Source organism: Glutamicibacter sp. AGC46, from assembly GCF_053543715.1.
Window position 1 is genome coordinate 118892 of sequence record NZ_JBLVOJ010000016.1, and the last position, 16979, is coordinate 135870.

Genomic DNA, 16979 nt, shown 5'->3' on the forward strand with positions numbered 1-16979 from the left:
GCTAGGACTGACGCTTGCCCTGCACCCGCGAGGTAATCACTGAAGCGGTGGCGCGGATCTGCAGCAGGAGAGTCTCCCACTGCTCTTCGGGGACACGATCGGCCAGGAAGGTGACAGCAACGGCGGCCACCGGCCAATCGCTGGAATCCCGGATTTCTACCGCGAGCGAGTGGAAATCCGGGGTGACATCCCCGCGCTCTACGGCATAGCCGCGCTGCGTGCTCTGGTCCAGCTCGCGGCGCAACTGCGAGTAGCTGGAGATCGATGACTCGGCCACTCGCTCCGTGAAGCTGGCAGCACCGGGGTAGAGCGCACGCACCTGGGATTTGGGCAGCGCGGCGAGAATTGCCCTGCCGGATGCGGTCAGGTGCGAAGGCAGGCGAACACCCACGTCGGTGACCAAGGATGGCCGGCCCTTGGCGCGTTCTTCGACAATGTAGAGAACATCGGAACCATGCAGCACGGCCAGGTGGGCGCTTTCCCCGACCTTGTCGACCAGCTGGGCAATCAGCGGGGCACCCAGCCGTGCCAGCGGTTCCTGGCGGGTATAGGCGCTGGAAAGCTCAAAAGCGGAGACACCCAGACCATAGGATTTGTCCTCTGGATAGTGGGTGATGAATCCGTGCTCCAGCATCACGTTCAGCAGCTGGTAGACACTGGATCGAGGAAGCTCCAGCAACGTGGCGATCATTGCCGCCGGAGTCGGGGTCTTCCTGCTGGCCAGCAACCTGAGGATCCGCAAGGTGTTATCGGCCGCTGGAACCTTGCTGCCCATGGGGCCTCCTCAATGAATCGTGCATAGTGCTCTGCAAGGAACTCTAGCAACCTGGTCAGCGGTTTCCTTCGATAGTCCAGGCTGCTGGGCTGGCTGCCGGCGGATAATGCTAGTCACCCACAACGAATGAAATAAATAGTCGCTGGGATCAGCGCCATTCCAGGCGGAGATCCCAGCGACTATCGGCCAGAAATGAAAGGTCTAGCGCGTCGTGGAACTGAGGAAATGATTCAGCTCGTCAAGGGTTGGAGGATTCGCCCCGGCGCGCGACACGGTGATTCCCGCGCACACCGAAGCGATCTGCATGACCTTCTCCAGCTCGACGCTGTCCGGCTGCGTGCCATCGCGAAGGGACTTGGCCAGCGAGCTGTCCAAGATGGCGTGGAGCAGCCCGGCCATGAACGCATCACCGGCGCCGACCGTATCTACGGTACGCACCGAAATCGAGGGAACCATGACCTCGCTTTGCCTGGTCCGGGCCTCGGCTCCGCGTGCGCCGAAGGTGATGATCGCTAGCGATGCCCCGCGCTCCAAGAAGTGCTCCAGGATGCGATTGGTGTCCCATCCCGGATAGAGCCACAGGGCGTCTTCGTCACTGAGCTTGACGATATCCGCCAGCCCGGCCAGCTTCTCGATCTGCTTGACCGATTCTGCCCGGTCCTCGACCAGCTCCGGACGCAGGTTCGGATCGAAGCTCAGGATCTGGCCCGGTGGGGAAGCCTCGAAAGCCTCATGGATTCGAGCGGCACTCGGACCCTGGAATGCTGCAACGGATCCTGAATGGAACAAGGTGGCTTGGGTCGAAGCCATGCTCTGCAATTTGCAGTTCAGCTGGAACTCGTAGTTGGCATCTCCGGACTCGTCCAGCACGACGGTGGCGCTGGAAGTCTGCGCATCGGTGTGTGATCCGGCTGCGAGCTGAACGCCTGAGGCCGCCACATGTTCGGCGATCAGCCGGCCATGCTCGTCATCGCCGATGTCCGTCTGGAGCAGGACTTCGTGGCCCAATCGGCCCAGTCCAACAGCAACATTCATCGGGGAACCGCCGGGATGCGCCACACCATCGACGATATCGACTAGGGCTTCACCGGCAACCTGAATATTAACCATGACATCGATCCTACGTAACCCGGAGGGAAAAAGCCCATCGGGGTGATCATACGTTCAGCCTGTACCCACGTTTGATGACCGTGGCGATGATTTCTGGTTGCGGCAACGCCTTGCGCAGCCGGCTCAGGGTCATATCCAAGGCATGCTTGGAACTGGCTTCCGGAAGTGCGGCCCCCAGCTCTTCGCGGGAGAGGACGCTGCCGCCGGCCTCGATCAGCGCGCGCACCAATTCGGCCTGCCCGGGAGTCAATTCGCAGTTTTCGTCCTGGACTGAGAGGGTGCGACCGCGCAGCTGCACCTGGCCGTGGACCGTTTGCGCCTGCAACGTGCCCAGCGAGGCCAGATGCTCCACGAGCTGGCCGATCATCGCACCCATGCGATGGCGCTCGGGAACCAGCGGGCAGATGCCCGCCTCGATCAGCGGGGCAGCAGTCACCGGTCCAACGGTGGCCACTGCGACGCGCTCGGCCAGTGAGCGCAGCAGTGCGGGCAAGCGATTGCGCGCCTTGGCAGCGGCGAACAGCGCGTGCACGCTTGGCGCGCTGGTGAAGGTCACCGCGTCGAAGTGGGCGGCGCACAGGCCCTCCACCAAAGCAGAAATCCCGCTATCGCTGCTGGTGTCCTGCCAGCGGTAGGGCTCCACCTTCAGCACCCGGCGAGCGCCCAGCTCGCGCAGGCTCTGGGGCATTCCATGGTCGGAATCGGCATGAAGCTGCAAGGCGACGGTGGCGCCCTGGAGCTTGCCCTCCAGCAGTTCCAGCATGGAGGCGCTGCGCCCGTCCTTGGCCACGGCGGCCGGTTCCAGGCCCAGCGCCTTGACGGCGCCATGGGCTTTGGCCCCGCGGACGTAGAGCTGCGCCTGCCCGAGCGCTGCCAGCAGCTCGTCGCCAATGCCGGCAGCCTCGGAGGTGTCAACCCAGCGGCGCAGTCCGTAGGCGGTCGTAATGATGGCTACCTGCGGACGGACCTCAATCAGCTTTTGCGTTTGCGCGATCAGTTGCTGCTCATCGTCCAGCGGGGCGAGCTGGAGCAGCGGAGTATGGGTCACCTCGGCGCCGCGGCGTTCGAAGGCTTCGATGAGTTCTGCGGAACGGCGGTCGCTGGTGACGGCCAGCCGGAAGCCGGCCAAGGGTTTGGGGCTGCTCATCAGGCCACTTCCAATTGCGCTGCCAGCGTGGCCGGCTCTTCTTGCGCTGCCGCGTTCACCAGGGTGGCCGGCAGCCCAGCGACTTCACCGATGACAATGACTGCAGGGTTGGAATGGCCGCGGGCTGTTTCGGCGAGACGGGCTAGCCGGGTGCAGCTGGTGCGCTGGATGTCGGTGGTGCCGGATTCGACGATGGCGCATGGCATTTGCGGGTCCATGCCGACCCGGTGCAGCCCGGCGACGGTCTGCTCGATGGTGCCCATGCCCATCAGGATCACGATGCTTCCGCCCAGCTTGGCCAGGTGGTCAAGCTGCGCATCGCTGAGTGGATCGTGGGCCGAGACCACGGTGAACATGGTGTTCACCCCGCGCGCGGTGACCGGGATGCCGGCTGCTGCCGGCACGGTGATGCACGAGCTCAGTCCCGGGATGACGCTGATCGGGATGCTCGCAGCGGTAGCGGCCGCGATTTCTTCGAAGCCGCGGCCGAAGACGAAGGGATCTCCGCCCTTGAGCCGGACTACGGCAGCGCCACCGCGGGCCGCTTCGATCATCAGGGCTTCGATATCCCGTTGGGTGAGCTTGTGGTGTCCGGGAAGCTTGCCGACGTCCACGATTTGAGCTTGCGGTGCGAGAGCCGGCAGGTGCGCTGCGGGACCGAGCCTGTCGGCGAAGACGACTTCTGCTTCGGCCAGGGCCCGCACGCCGCGCAGGGTCAGCAGGTCCAATGCGCCGGGGCCGCCACCGAGCAGGGTGATGGATCCGGCCCGGGTCGCTGGTCCAAGGTGCATGACGGGAATGCGCGCGGCCTGCACCACCGAGGCGAAGCGCAGCGGTTCGGCATCGCAGATCACCAGCAGGCCGGCTTGTTCCAGCAACTGTACTGCCTGGAAGGGCCCGTCGGCGGTGAGCACCGTGGCGCCCTCCGCCTGGAAGCGCAGCGCAGTATTTTTGCTCCCGGATTTACTTCCAGCGATCAGCACAGTGCATCCGCGCAGTTCGAGGTCGATGCCAATCATGGTTTCCTTGATTCTGCTCGAGTTTCTAGGGGTGACATGGGATTCTCCTTGAACTAGTGGATGCACCCAGCTTAGGCGCCCAGGTTTTCCCGGAGGTATCGCAAATGTTTCAAGCGCAATAATTCGAGTAAAGGTTAACCTTTTCGAAATGTTCGCGAGGGTAAGACGAAACACAAAGTCTCTAATGTAAATATTGTTGCGAGGCACCGGCCTGGCTGATCCTGCAAAGTTCAGTGAGCGAATACGCGGGAGACTTGCCGAGTTCTGCCTGCAACGGGCACGCTGGGAACATGGAATCCCTGTTCGACGACAGTGCACTGCCCCGTACCGGGGGAGCCTTGCGCCCAGGAGCCTGGCACTTGCCGGGGTGGCTGGACGCGCCCGCGCAGCAGTGGATCGTCCGGCGCTTCTTCGAATGGGGCAGCGGGCCTGTTCCGCCGCACCGCACAGCCGTCAACGGCCATCCGATGAGCGTGCAGAGCTTGTGCCTGGGATGGCATTGGAGCCCGAACCGCTACTCCAAGACCGCTGACGACCTGGACGGGCAATCAGTGGCGCCCATGGAAGACTGGCTGGTCCGCTTGGGCAAGCAAGCGGTCGCAGAAGCTACTGGTGACCTGCAGCGCGCGCAGGACTACCAGCCCGATGCGGCTATCGTGAACTACTACGACGAGCAGGCCGCCATGGGCATGCACCAGGATGCGCAAGAACGCATCAACGCCCCAGTGGTTTCGCTGTCCATCGGCGATTCGGCAACATTCCGCCTGGGCAATACCGAGAACCGCAACCGGCCATGGCAAGAGATCCGGCTGGCTTCGGGGGACCTGTTCGTCTTCGACGGCCCCTCACGCTTCGCCTATCACGGGGTGAGCAAGATCCATGCCGGGACCGCGCCTGCAGGCCTGGGCCTTGGCGGCGGACGCATTAACATCACGCTGCGCCAGACCGGGCTGGAAGCGAACTAGTTCCCCAGATCGATCGTGGCAGCGAGCGCGTAATGATCGGAATCGGCGATTTCCAGCCGCTCCAGGCCTGCTGATTCGACGCCGCGCAGCATCACATGATCGATGCCGAGCATCGGGAACAGGGACCGCGGCCAGGTCAGGGCCAAGCCCCAGTCGCTGTAGTGGGCTTCCTCCAGCTGGTTAGCGACCGGCGCGAAGTGGCGGTCGGAGCTGGTGGCGTTGAAGTCTCCGGCGGCAACGATCTTCGCAGAATCGTCATCGGCGAGGTAGCCGGCCAAGGAAGCAAGCATCATGTCCCGCTCGTGATGGCCGGTAGGCCTGGCCGACGCCGCATGCACAGCGTACAGGCGGACATCCCCTTTTTCGCTGGCCACGTCCACCCGCAACGCGCGGTCCCAACCCAGCCCCAGATCCAGGGGCTCTGGATTCTTCAGCGGATAGGCGCTCCACACGCCTACGGTGCTGACCATGTAGCTGTAAGGATGGGATTGGGCGAGCTCGGCGGTGATTTCCGGCTCTTGGCCTTCACCGATTTCCTGCAGGGTGATGACCTGCGCGCCGTTGGCTGCCAATTCGCGGGCGGCTTGCACGCCCGCAGACTCGTGGACGTTTTGCGTGGCAACCAGCAGGGAAGCTTCTGGTGCGCGCCGGTCCGAAGGCAGGAACGCCGGCCCGAAGAGCACAGCCCAAACAACGACCGGTACGAGCAGGCCGATGAAGCTGATGCGTCCGCGCACCACCAAGGCCATCAGCAAGAGCACTGGAATTCCGAGGCCCATCCACGGGGCCAGGTTATCGACGATCAATCCGAGACCCAGGACATCGGGGATCTGCTGGTGGAACACCATTAGCCCGGCCAGCGCGAGACAGAGCATGACAAAGAAGAACCTCGCGATTATTCGCGAGGCCGACAGGCGATGGTGCGATGAATGAGGCATAGGACTTAATACAGTGGCACAAAATACTGTGGGATTCGTAATTTTCCGCTCGGGGATTGCCACTGTCGCCCGATGCAGTCACTACGATGGATAAGAGCGCCGAGGGAGCCGCTTCCCAAGACCCTGCCATGAATTGAGAAATTGAATGACTGCCTATGTATCTGGCGGAAAACTACTGCTGGCAATTGTTGCCTTGGCCATGGGCGGCGTCGGCATCGGTGTCACTGAGTTTGCCATGATGGGCTTGCTCCAGGAAGGTGCCGCTGATCTGGAAGTGGGCTATGCGCAGATGGGCCTGATGATCAGCGCCTACGCAATCGGCGTGGTGGTGGGCGCCCCGGTGCTCACTGCGCTGGCTGCCAAGATCCCGCGCAAGCGTGCGGTGCAGCTGCTGATTCTCTTCTTCACGCTCGCCAACCTCTCCTCATTCTTCGCTCCGGACTACAACACCATGCTGGTGACCCGCTTCCTTGCAGGCCTGCCGCATGGGGCCTACTTCGGACTGGCCGGTGTGCTTGCCGGCAGCCTGGTTCCGGCCACGATGCGCGGACGCGCCATTGCCTGGGTGATGCTCGGGCTCTCGGTGGCCAACGTTGCCGGTGTCCCGTTGGTGACCCGGCTCGGCCAGGAATACGGCTGGCGTTCGATGTTCCTGGTCGTCACTGCGATCGGCGTGTTGACCGCTGTGCTGATTAGCTTGTTCGTCCCATGGCGCAAGACCGATGCCGGGGCGAGCATCCGCCGCGAGCTGACCGCCTTGAAGAGTGCCCAGGTGTGGCTGGCGATGCTCACCGGCATTGTCGGCTTCGGCGGATTCTTCGCGGTGTACTCCTACATTTCGCCCACGCTGACCGAAGAAGCAGGACTGCCAATTGAGCTGGTGCCGTTGGCTTTGGCGCTCTATGGCGTAGGCATGGTCGTTGGTTCGCTGGCCGGTGGCAGGCTTGCCGACTGGTCGATCTTCGGCGCGATCAAGCTTTCTTCCGTTTTCATGATCGCCACCATGCTGATTTTCGCGGCCGTGACCAGCTGGGTGGTTCCGACGATGATCATGGTCTTCGTGATGGGCGCGGTGGGTTCCCTGCTGATCCCTGCGTTGCAGACGCTGCTGATGGATTCGGCCCCGCATGCGCAGTCGCTGGCTGCTTCGCTGAACCACTCCGCGCTGAATGTTGCCAACGCGCTGGGCGCCGCCCTGGGTGCCGCGGTGATTGCCGCCGGTTACGGATTCCGCGCCCCATCTGTGGTCGGCGCTGGACTGGCCGCTTTGGGCCTGCTGATAGCGTGGATAACCCAGATCCGCGCGAAGAAGGTTGGCCTGCTCGTAGGCCGCGAAGCTTTGGAAGCCCGCGAGCAGGCGCGCACCCACTAGCTGCTTCGGCTAGCTTGCCACCGCGGTGATGTTGAACATCCAGACCACGCCGAACTTGTCGCGCAGCTCGCCGAAAGAGTCGCCCCACGGGGCCCGCTCCAATGGCATGTTGATCTGGCCGCCTTCGCCCAATCCTTCCCACCACCGGGTCAGGGTCTCCGCGTCGGCTCCGGCCGTCCCGTCGCTGCTGAGCGCGATCACGCCATTGCCCCGCGCGTCCATTTCGGGCGGGGTGTCCGAGGCCATGAAGTGCAGGCCGCGTTCAACGAATAGCGAGGAGTGCATAATCTGGTCGGCAACGGCCGGATTGTTGTCATTCATGCCTTCTTGGAAGGTCATCATGGAAAGCTCGCCACCGAGTACTTGGTGGTAGAACTCCATTGCTTCCTTGGCGTCTCCGGCGAAACGCAGGTATGGGGTCAGTCCGATGGTCATGGGATTGCGCCTTTCGAAGGAGTGGGTGGGGCCGGCAGGTCCCGACCCATATTCTTCCACTTGGGGAGCACCGTGTGAATAGCGGAGTGTGACCAGCATCTCGAATGGCCGATTTGGCGTTTTCGGCAGTGCTCCGGTAGAGTTTTATCTCGGTTCAGCGGTTGTTCAAACCGCGGAAAACCACCTCATTTGGGGGTATGGCGCAGTTGGTAGCGCGTCTGCATGGCATGCAGAAGGTCAGGGGTTCGAATCCCCTTACCTCCACCAAATGGAAACAAGCCGGGAAACATCAGAAATGATGTTTCCCGGCTTTTTCGCATTCTCCCAAGTTCCCAACAGGCCATGCTGTAGGGTTGGCTCAATTTCCCAGACGATCCCGTCTTCGAACCAAGGGAGAATCAATGAGAGAACTAACCTACTTCGTTGCAGTGAGCTTGGACGGGTACATTGCCGGTCCTAACGGTGAATTCGATGCTTTCGCGGTGGCTGGTGACCATGCGGCGCCCATCTGGGACCGCTACCGCGGCACCGCGCCGACCCAGCTGGCAGAGTCGGCTGGACTGCCTATCGAGGGGTGCCCTTTCGATACGGTGCTGATGGGCTGGAATACCTACGCTGTCGGCTTGCCAGCACTGCCCAGCCCTTACTCGCATCTGAGGCAGATGGTTTTCACGCGCGAGCACTCTGCACCTCCAGGAAGCCAAGAGGTGCAGTTCACCAGCGCGGATCCGCGAGAGGTCATCGGGGAACTCAAATCCCAACCGGGTGACGGCATCTGGCTGTGCGGCGGAGGGCAATTGGCCGCCAGACTCCGGCCGGACATCGACAGGTTGGCCCTGAAAGTGCAGCCGGTGATGTTCGGGTCGGGTATCAGGCTCTTCGGGGACACCGGGTATGCCCCGGATCGCTGGAAGCTGGAGAACATGCAGTCTTTTGCCTCCGGAGTCTGCCTTGCCGAATACTCGCGCGGCTAGTGGACGTTGGAGGCGGCTACATTCCTTCGTCTCCGATATGACCCGCAGCTGTCGCATCGAGCACACGCTCAACGAACGCCGCGTATTCGCCCATGTAGTGGGCCAGGAACTTCTGGGTGTCCGGGTTGCTGATGCTCCCGTCCTCGCCGAAGTCTTCGGGACGGTACTGCAGGTAGACCTCGGGGGAGTTCAGCTGCGGGGCATCCAGGAAGCTGAGGACGCTGCGCATGCTGGACTGCATGACCGCGGTACCGATGGCTCCGACCGAAGCGCCGAGCAGGCCGGTGGGCTTGCGGGCGAAGGAGTTGGTGCCCCAGGGCCGCGAACCCCAGTCGATGGCATTTTTCAGCGCACCGGGAATTGAACGGTTGTACTCCGGGCTGATGAATAGCAGGCCGTCCGAGGCCTCGATGGCGGTCTTTAGCGCGGTCCCGGCTTCGGGATAATTATCATCGTAGTCAGCGCTATACAAGGGCAGATCGCTGATCGGGATTTCCGTGAAACTGAGGTTTTCAGGTGCCAGGGCTATCAGGGCCTTGGACAGGACGCGGTTGATGGAGTTCGTGGCGAGCGAACCGACGAAATAGCCGATGTTGTAATCCATGGAACCACTTCAGCACCGGGGCGAGGGGTGGCAAAAGGCCCTCGGGCAAACTCCCAGCTAAGCCAGTCCGCCTGGTTGACCGCGCTGGGTAATCTGCTGCGAGCCGAAGGCTGAGAAGTCGGCTTTGCGTGGCGGGACCTAAACCGTGAGCACGCGCAGGCCAGTGCCGCCGGTATTTCGCAGGTCGTGGTCCACCCCTGCATCGGCCAAGATGCTGTCGCCCGGGCCCAGCTCGTAGTCGCGCTCGCCGACCCGCATCAGCGCCCGACCCTCTCGCACTTGGTAGAACTCCTGCGAAGCACTCTCGCCCTCGTGGCGATGGAAGCCCTCGAATCCGCCTGGTTCGATCACCCAGGTCTGGATGGCTACTGGCATCCCGGTATGCCCGGCGAAGTGGTGGCTGACTTTCATAGCTGACCCTTCGTGCATACCGTAGTCGAAGGCATGGGCATCGCGCGCTTCAAACGGATCCATGGCTATCCCTCCGCCTGGTATCCCAGCCTGGTGCTGATTCGCCTTGCTGCGGTGCGGGTGCTGGAGCAGAGCTGCTCCAGCTCATCGGCGCCGATGCGGTAGAACGGAGCGGCGGTCATGGCGCAGGCGACGAGTTCACCGCGGTGATCGAGAATTCCTGCGGCCACTCCGACCTCCTCGGCGGAGGTCTCGCCGTAGTTGACCGCGTAGCCCCGCTCGCGTACAAGATCCAGGCGTGCCTGGTATTCGGCGGGGGCCGTGCCGGCAAGATCGATCTCTCCGTTGGAGATCAGCTCCGCGCGGCGTGCTGGATCCTCATTGGCGAGGAATACCTGGACGGTAGCGCTCAGCCCCGAACGGTACCGCGACCCCATGACCGAGGTGTGCTTGACCAGATGGGTTGAAGGCAGCTGTTCTACCGAAATCGACTCGCTGCCGTCCCAGATGTTCAGTACAGCGGTCTCGCCGGTAGCTTCACGCAGATCTTCCAGAATGGGGTAAGCCACCTGCCGCACGTCCAGGTTGGCAAGCAATGGTCCGGCAATGGCAATCAGGCCGACACCCAAGCGGTACTTGCGGGTTTCCGCGTCGCGATCCACAACGCGTTCCTGCTCAAGGGTGGCCAGAATGCGCGAGACGCTCGATTTGTGGAGGCCGACCTGCTCCGCGATTTCGGTGACGCCCACTACCGGGCGCTCAACGGTGAAGCAACGGAGCACATCGAGCACGTTGACGATCACCGAGGTGCCTCGGGTTTCACTGCGAATTTCAGTCATTTCCCCTCCTGAGTTGCTACTATCCTACGGCTCAAACCAGTGGTTTGCGGCTGGTTTCGACCGAGCAGGCCACCGCCACCAGCGAAATCACCGCTGCGCCCATCAAGTACCAGCCGGGGGCAAGGACGTTGCCGCTAGTGGCAATCAGTAATGTGGCCACGAATGGCGCCGTTCCGCCAAACAATGCATTTGAGAGGTTGAACGACACCGCGAAGCCGGAATAGCGGACCTTGGTGGGGAACATTTCCGCGAGGTAGCTCGGAAGGGTGCCGTCGTTGAGCGTGAGCATCGCGCCGAGCAGGACCTGGACCAAGACAATGACCAAGAAGTTTCCCGATTCCAAGGCCATGAATGCAGGAACGGTGAACAGGATGAACAGAATCGATGCGCTGATCAAGACACGCTTGCGGCCGAAGCGATCCGAAAGCATGCCGGTGACAAAGATGAATCCGACGTAGGTCAACAGTGCAACTGTCGTTGCCAGGTAGGAACGGGTGGCGTCCAGTCCGAGCTCTTCAGAGAGATAGGTCGGCATGTAGGAAAGGATGACGTAGAACCCGACGGCGTTCAGCAGCACTGCGCCCGCAGCCTGGACCAGCTGGCGCCAGTGGTTCTTCAGCAACGATCCGACTGGGGATCCCTCAGGAGTGGAGGACTCGGATGCTTCAAGGAAAGCTGGCGAATCCTCCAGCTTGGTGCGGATATAGCGGCCAATCAGCCCCATGGGCGCAGCTAGCAAGAACGGTATGCGCCATCCCCAGGACTCCAGATCCCCGGTTGACAGCAACCCGGTCAGCCCGGCGGCCATCAGTGAGCCGAAGAGCAGGCCGGTGGCAGTGCTCGCCGGAACCACTGCCGCGTACAGGCCGCGCCGGTTGGCCGGCGCGTACTCGACCAGGAAGGCGGAGGCGCCGGCATACTCGCCGGCGGCAGAGAAGCCCTGGACCAGACGCAGGGCCAGGAGCAGCAGGGGCGCGCCAAAACCGATGGATGCGTAGCCGGGGAGCAGCGCTATGCAGAAGGTGGCACCGGTCATCAGCAGGATCGACCACGACAGGGCTTCACGCCGGCCGATCTTGTCGCCCAGATGCCCCCATATGAACCCGCCGACAGGACGGACCAGGAAGGAGATGGCGAATACCCCGAAAGTCATCAGCAGACCAGCTTGGGGGTCGTCGCTGGGGAAGAATACGGCGGCGATGGTGACGGCGAAGTAGCCGTAGGCCGCGTAGTCGAACCATTCCACGAAGTTGCCGATGAAGCTGGCAGCGATCACCTTGCGGCGGGTCTTCGCGTCAATGGTGCGGGACTGGGGCACGCCGGTGGCCGCTGCGGCCGTGGTTCCGGTGGGAGCTTGCAGTGGGGAGTTGCTGGAATGGTTCATGGGGTGAAACCGCCTCTGGAGGGCAACGGCTTTGGCCAGTGCTGGCTTCTTTGCCGCTGGAATGATGAAGTGTTCCGGCAGACCGGTGGGTGGTCTTCGGTTCTAGGCACAGCCCCCTGCTTGCTGCGCCCCAGATGGCTAAAGCAGCCGTGGGGGGGGGCTCGGGCCCCGCCCCACGGTTATCAGTTGCCCCTAGGCATCGATGATGTTGTTCTGCGGGCCGAAGCCGAATTTGGTGATGTTCTCGACGCCGCCGTCCTCGCCGATGACCAGAATGTCGTGCTCGCGGTAGCCGCCGGCACCTGGCTCGCCATCAGCGACGGTGATCATTGGCTCCATCGAAACGACCATGCCCGGCTCCAGAACAGTCTCGATGTCCTCGCGCAGTTCCAGACCAGCTTCGCGGCCATAGTAGTGCGAGAGCACGCCGAAGGAGTGGCCATAGCCGAAGGTGCGGTTCGGGAGCAGTCCGTGGGAGATGTAGATTTCGTTCAGCTCCGCTGCGATGTCCTTGCAGACCGCTCCGGGCTTGATGAGCTCCAGGCCACGCTTGTGGACCTCGACGTTGACGTTCCACAGTTCCAGGCTGCGGGCATCCGGCTCGCCGAGGAACAAGGTGCGCTCCAGAGCGGTGTAGTAGCCGGAGGTCATCGGGAAACAGTTCAGCGAGAGGATGTCCCCGCGCTCCAGCTTGCGGGTGGTGGCCCAGTTGTGGGCGCCATCGGTGTTGATGCCCGATTGGAACCAGACCCACGTATCGCGCACTTCGCGGTGCGGGAAAGTCTTGGCAATCTCGTGCACCATCGCCTCGGTGCCGATCAGTGCGACCTCGTATTCGCTGATGCCTTCGCGGATCGCTGCCTTGATGGCTTCGCCGCCCAGGTCGCCGATGCGCGCACCGTGCTTGATGACTTCGATTTCCTCGGCGGACTTGATCATGCGCTGGCGCATGGCGTCCTGCGAAACATCTACTAGAGCCGCCCCGTCGAAGGTGTCGGCGATCTGCTGGCGGGTGCGGCCTGGCAGGAAGTCGTCTTCCACGCCGATCCGGGTTGCCTTCACGCCGTCGCGCTTAAGTGCTTCCTGCAGGCCGTAGAAGAAGTTGTCGCGCTTCCAGTCGGTGTACACGATGTTGTCGCCGTAGCTGGTGCGCCATGGCATGCCGGCATCGATGTTCGCGGTGACGGTGGTGGAGTTGCTGGCGGTGACCACCAGCGCGTAGTTGCGGCCGAAGGTGGTGTACAGGAAGTCCGAGTAGTACTTGATGCCGTGGTAGCTGGTCAGGATGACTGCGTCCAGCGACTTCGTGGCCATGATCTGGCGCAGGCCGGCCAGGCGGCGCTCGAACTCGGCATCCGAGAAGGTCAGCTGCTCCTTGGCGCCGTTGTGCAGGGTCTTCAGTCGGGCCAGTTCGGAAACATTGGTGGCGATATTGGCGGTAGTCATGGTTTTGGCTCCTTGTGGGAAATCAACTGTCAAGGGAGGCCGGCCCAATCAGATGGATTGCGAGGATTCATGGGAATCGCCGGAGAAGAAGTACGTGTTGCGCTCACTGCAACGCCGTTGCATTTAGATTATGTGTGCCCTGCGTCACTGTCAAGGGCGATTGTGAAAACTTTTTCTGCAGTGCACAAGATCGGAATTGTCCTGCATGAATATGAAAACCACGAGGTAATGCAGGAGGCCGCGAAGCTCATCATGGCGAGCATCGCGGCCTTCATGCCAATGCGGGTTCTACTGCTTAATTCTGTGGGTCCTGTCCTGGGTCTTCCTTGAGGATCGCTCCGCCGCCATCGGGGTCGGCTACGAAGACCAGATTCGGGTCGGGGTTGTTGATGTCCTTTTCCAGCTGCTTGATCGCCTTGTCTCGTTTGAGCAGCCTCCGGATCAAATTGATGATCATCAAAATGATCACGAAGGAGAAGGGGAAGGCGCCGATAATGGTGCCAGTTTGGACCGTATCGACCACCGCGGTTCCGCCCATGGTCAGCAGCACGGTGGTCACCGTTGCGACAGACAGCACGAGGACTACACGGAAGACTGGACCGGATTTGCCCGGGGCGGAGACGAATTCACTGAGTGCGTAAATGCCAGAGTCCAAGGATGTCACGTAGTAGGTGGCCACCAGGATGGTGGAAACAACTAGCAAGACCGTGCCAACGACAGGCACGGAGTCAAGCATGACGAACAAGCCGGAGGAAGTGTCCTCGGCGACTGCACTGCTGATGCCACGATTAGTCTGGTCATCGTAGTAGAGGGCTGCGGAGCCGATCACTGCAACCCAAACCATCACGATCAATGAAGGAATTATGGTCACGCCGAGAACGAATTCGCGGATGGTACGGCCACGCGAAATGCGGGCAATGAATCCGGCCACAAATGGGGAGAAGGCAATAACCCAGCACCATATGAAGACCGTCCACCAGCCATTCCAGCTGTCTTGCCATGAATCCAGGGTGGTGGTGGCCAATCCTGAATCGCTCCATAGGCTCATATTGGCGAAGTTCGTGAAGAAGCTGCCAAAGGTCTGGGACAGATTCGAGATGATGTACAGCGATGGGCCGAAAATCAGCACCGCTGCGATCAGCACGATACTGAGGATCGAGTTCAATCCGCTGATGCGTGCCATACCCTTGCTGATGCCGACGATAGCCGAAATTGAGGTGATGCCGGCGAAGATCAGAATGACCATGAACCACATCATTGGGCTGGCGGTTAATCCAGTGAAGGAAGTCAGGCCGGAGGAGAACTGCATGGCTGCGAATCCGAAGGAGGTAGCCAGGCCGAGTACGGTCGCGATAATTGCCAGGAGCTCAACGATGACACCGGCTCCGCGTCGCGACCAGCGGGGCAGCATATCCACGGTAGCCTCGCGAAAAGTCAATGTCTTGCCGAGGTTGTGATGCGAGTAGGCCAAGCACACTGCAACGGCGCAATACATTGCCCAGGCGGTCAAGCCCCAGTGGAAGTAGGTCCAAACAATGGCCCCTTCTTCGCCGCCACCGTTTGGCCCTGCTGGGATCACGGGGTTTTCATCGCGAAGCATAATTGGTTCGGCAACTGACCAGAAGATCAAGCCGATGCCTTGGCCGCAAGCGAACAGCATGGAATACCATGCGAATTTGCTGTGCTGCGGTTTGGCATTCGGGCCACCGAGACGGATCTTGCCTACTCGGCTCATGGAGAGCCAAATGCACACCACCACTGTGAATACTGAATACAAGATGAAGAGCCAGGTGAATTTTCCGGTGACGAAAGTGCGCATTTCGGAAATCGCGGCTGAGGCGGCTTCTGGATTGGACAGGACCCAAATCATCACGGCGATAATCAGTACTGGGGGGATTACGCGAATGAGCAGTCGATCCATGGGAGGTATGTGCCGCCCCATGAAACGTGGTACCTCAACTTGCTTCTTAGTGCCTTCAGGGGTCCGGGGTGCTTTCGCGGACTTTTTCCTGTCTTGGGATGTCGAGCTATCCACAGACATGCTATTTCACCTCGATGCTGATGTTGCCCAGCAGCAGCTCGCCTTTGAGTGCATCGGCAACTTGGTTTGTGACGGTTTCGAATAGCAGCTGGCCGCGATCTGCCGTGGCGCCCTTCGCAGAAGAGAGGCAACCGCTGTCCGGGGTGCGTGACGGATCCTCCGGGAAGATGTCATAGGGCGCGAGCTTAGCGGGCGGGTGGTCGACAACCCGATCCATGTTTACCAGGTGCGGGTGGAGCAGGAGCATCAAGGAAGTTTCGAGGATGCCTCCGTGCTCGATGTCCCAGCCGAGGAAGCCGTCGGGGAAGACCTTGGCCAAGGTTTCCTCATCGACAAAGTCCCAGTAAGACAGCAGGATGGCGCGCGACGCCGCGCCGGCGGCTCGGCACTTGGCTACTGCGTTGTCCAATCCTTCGTAGATGAACTGGTAGTTCTCGAAATGCCCGTTGAGGACGACAACATTATCGAAGCCCTGGGAGATGAAGGATGCAACTACGTCCTCAATCATCAAGCTAAGCGAAGTGCCGCCGAGGCTGGTGGTGCCTTTGCGGTGGTTGCCGCCGCCGGAGCGGGGCTGGGATTTGTACCCGTAGCTCAACGCCGGCGCAACCAAAGCACCTGTGCGTTGCGCGACGGCTTCTGCGATGGAACGCGAGAGCATGGCATCTACGCCCAGTGGCATGTGAGGTCCGTGCTGTTCGGTCGCTCCGGCCGGGATGATAATGGTGGATCCGGTACGCGCTACGTTCTCGGCGTAAGTCTGGGCATCGAGTTCGTCTATGAATACTGAGTGCATGGAATTCTCCTGGACCCGTGGGGCAAGTAATGCCGCAGGCGGGAAAGATTCGGTATCGGAATACGGTTGCAAGAAGCGCAACAGTGTTTCACTGAATCATTTCAGTGGCTCACGTCACAGTCAAGCCTCATGGTGAAAAACTTCGCATGGTGGTCGTGGCGCATCTCGCGGGTTCAGCATCTGCACGATGAGCGGCAAGAAGAGGTGCCAAGCCAGTGCGGTAACGAGGTGCCAGCTTGCGCGGTGCACGAAAATCGAAGTGTTGCGTGGCGGATGCATGCCAGGCGGTTTGGATTAGCGCGCCAAGCAGGGGTGGGACGGGGTGATGCGTGGTTGCGTAATAGCGGCGAGCGGTGCAAACGATCGGTTTACCTCGCGGCTCATGGATCCGGTTGTTCGGGTGGGGGCTTCAGCCGTTCCTTGAGTTGCTGTATCCATTTCGAGTCGCGTCTCAATTGCGGGAACGGCTTGTGCGCGTACCCCGTGGCTGGCGGGGCGGTGGACTTGTAGGACATCGCCGAGCCGGGACAGATCATGATGGTGTGGCCGTTGCCGTAGGTCGTGTATTCGTACCAGCCGGCGGCTTCCTTGGCCTTGTTGCAACTAGCGCATCGGCCATCGCCGTTGAAGACGGTGCTCTTGCCTCCGCGGGCGTATTGCTTGACGTGGTCTATTTCCTCCACGATGCCGTCGCAGAACGGGGTGCGGCAGTGCCGGTCGCGG

18 protein-coding genes and 1 tRNA gene are annotated in these 16979 nt (G+C 61.4%); 5 read left to right on the forward strand and 14 right to left on the reverse strand.

Annotated features, from left to right (window positions below):
- Position 1: 1 nt before the first annotated feature.
- The 4 genes from ACNPM8_RS11195 to cobA form a co-directional block, all read right to left on the reverse strand.
- Positions 2-775, reverse strand: a complete 774-nt coding sequence (locus tag ACNPM8_RS11195) for an IclR family transcriptional regulator (protein WP_402735141.1) — start codon at positions 773-775, stop codon at positions 2-4.
- A 201-nt stretch (positions 776-976) separates the two neighbouring features.
- Complete coding sequence (locus tag ACNPM8_RS11200; RefSeq protein ID WP_448939848.1) at positions 977-1885, reverse strand: carbohydrate kinase family protein; 909 nt, start codon at positions 1883-1885, stop codon at positions 977-979.
- A 46-nt stretch (positions 1886-1931) separates the two neighbouring features.
- Positions 1932-3032, reverse strand: a complete 1101-nt coding sequence (locus tag ACNPM8_RS11205; RefSeq protein ID WP_448939849.1) for a uroporphyrinogen-III synthase — start codon at positions 3030-3032, stop codon at positions 1932-1934.
- A complete protein-coding gene (gene cobA, locus ACNPM8_RS11210; protein WP_402696947.1) occupies positions 3032-4051 on the reverse strand; it encodes a uroporphyrinogen-III C-methyltransferase in 1020 nt (339 codons plus the stop codon). Before cobA ends, ACNPM8_RS11205 begins: the two co-directional genes overlap by 1 nt.
- 290 nt (positions 4052-4341) lie before the next feature.
- Between cobA and ACNPM8_RS11215 the strand changes: the two genes are divergently transcribed.
- The gene (locus ACNPM8_RS11215; RefSeq protein ID WP_426733573.1) at positions 4342-5016 is read left to right on the forward strand and encodes an alpha-ketoglutarate-dependent dioxygenase AlkB family protein; all 675 of its coding nucleotides are present in this window, start codon (positions 4342-4344) and stop codon (positions 5014-5016) included.
- Here ACNPM8_RS11215 and ACNPM8_RS11220 read toward each other — a convergent pair.
- Positions 5013-5891 carry an endonuclease/exonuclease/phosphatase family protein gene (locus ACNPM8_RS11220; protein ID WP_388023018.1) on the reverse strand — a complete coding sequence of 293 codons (879 nt, stop codon included), beginning with the start codon at positions 5889-5891 and terminating at the stop codon, positions 5013-5015. The genes ACNPM8_RS11215 and ACNPM8_RS11220 overlap by 4 nt on opposite strands.
- A gap of 208 nt (positions 5892-6099) precedes the next feature.
- Here ACNPM8_RS11220 and ACNPM8_RS11225 point away from each other — a divergent pair, with 208 nt between their 5' ends.
- On the forward strand, positions 6100-7326 hold the full coding sequence (locus tag ACNPM8_RS11225) for an MFS transporter (protein WP_105656358.1): 1227 nt from the start codon (positions 6100-6102) through the stop codon (positions 7324-7326).
- A 9-nt stretch (positions 7327-7335) separates the two neighbouring features.
- On the opposite strand, the gene ACNPM8_RS11230 is transcribed toward ACNPM8_RS11225, so the two are convergent.
- On the reverse strand, positions 7336-7761 hold the full coding sequence (locus tag ACNPM8_RS11230) for a VOC family protein (RefSeq protein WP_426733576.1): 426 nt from the start codon (positions 7759-7761) through the stop codon (positions 7336-7338).
- Between the two features lie 191 nt (positions 7762-7952).
- Between ACNPM8_RS11230 and ACNPM8_RS11235 the strand changes: the two genes are divergently transcribed.
- Both ACNPM8_RS11235 and ACNPM8_RS11240 read left to right on the forward strand, forming a co-directional pair.
- Positions 7953-8028 (forward strand) — tRNA-Ala (locus ACNPM8_RS11235).
- Positions 8029-8162: 134 nt separating this feature from the next.
- A complete protein-coding gene (locus ACNPM8_RS11240; RefSeq protein ID WP_426733577.1) occupies positions 8163-8735 on the forward strand; it encodes a dihydrofolate reductase family protein in 573 nt (190 codons plus the stop codon).
- A gap of 16 nt (positions 8736-8751) precedes the next feature.
- Here ACNPM8_RS11240 and ACNPM8_RS11245 read toward each other — a convergent pair whose 3' ends face one another.
- From ACNPM8_RS11245 to ACNPM8_RS11265, 5 genes are all read right to left on the reverse strand, one after another.
- Positions 8752-9339 (reverse strand): NADPH-dependent FMN reductase, encoded by a 588-nt coding sequence (locus ACNPM8_RS11245; protein ID WP_400341173.1) that lies wholly within the window; start codon positions 9337-9339, stop codon positions 8752-8754.
- A 138-nt stretch (positions 9340-9477) separates the two neighbouring features.
- Positions 9478-9813: a cupin domain-containing protein gene (locus ACNPM8_RS11250; RefSeq protein ID WP_426733579.1), complete on the reverse strand. Its 336-nt coding sequence runs from the start codon at positions 9811-9813 to the stop codon at positions 9478-9480.
- Between the two features lie 2 nt (positions 9814-9815).
- Entirely contained in the window at positions 9816-10589 is a 774-nt protein-coding gene (locus ACNPM8_RS11255; RefSeq protein WP_400341169.1) for an IclR family transcriptional regulator, read from the reverse strand.
- 31 nt (positions 10590-10620) lie between these two features.
- Positions 10621-11973, reverse strand: a complete 1353-nt coding sequence (locus ACNPM8_RS11260; protein ID WP_426733581.1) for an MFS transporter — start codon at positions 11971-11973, stop codon at positions 10621-10623.
- 192 nt (positions 11974-12165) lie between these two features.
- Positions 12166-13419 (reverse strand): aminopeptidase P family protein, encoded by a 1254-nt coding sequence (locus ACNPM8_RS11265; protein WP_426733583.1) that lies wholly within the window; start codon positions 13417-13419, stop codon positions 12166-12168.
- Positions 13420-13488: 69 nt separating this feature from the next.
- Here ACNPM8_RS11265 and ACNPM8_RS11270 point away from each other — a divergent pair, with 69 nt between their 5' ends.
- Positions 13489-13749, forward strand: a complete 261-nt coding sequence (locus ACNPM8_RS11270; RefSeq protein WP_448939850.1) for a hypothetical protein — start codon at positions 13489-13491, stop codon at positions 13747-13749.
- On the opposite strand, the gene ACNPM8_RS11275 is transcribed toward ACNPM8_RS11270, so the two are convergent.
- From ACNPM8_RS11275 to ACNPM8_RS11285, 3 genes are all read right to left on the reverse strand, one after another.
- Positions 13715-15340 carry a BCCT family transporter gene (locus ACNPM8_RS11275; RefSeq protein WP_426733585.1) on the reverse strand — a complete coding sequence of 542 codons (1626 nt, stop codon included), beginning with the start codon at positions 15338-15340 and terminating at the stop codon, positions 13715-13717. The two genes, ACNPM8_RS11270 and ACNPM8_RS11275, sit on opposite strands and share 35 nt — an antisense overlap.
- 121 nt (positions 15341-15461) lie before the next feature.
- The gene (locus tag ACNPM8_RS11280) at positions 15462-16256 is read right to left on the reverse strand and encodes a creatininase (RefSeq protein ID WP_426733586.1); all 795 of its coding nucleotides are present in this window, start codon (positions 16254-16256) and stop codon (positions 15462-15464) included.
- 380 nt (positions 16257-16636) lie between these two features.
- Positions 16637-16979: HNH endonuclease (locus ACNPM8_RS11285; protein WP_448939851.1), on the reverse strand; the 343-nt coding region annotated here is incomplete at its 5' end.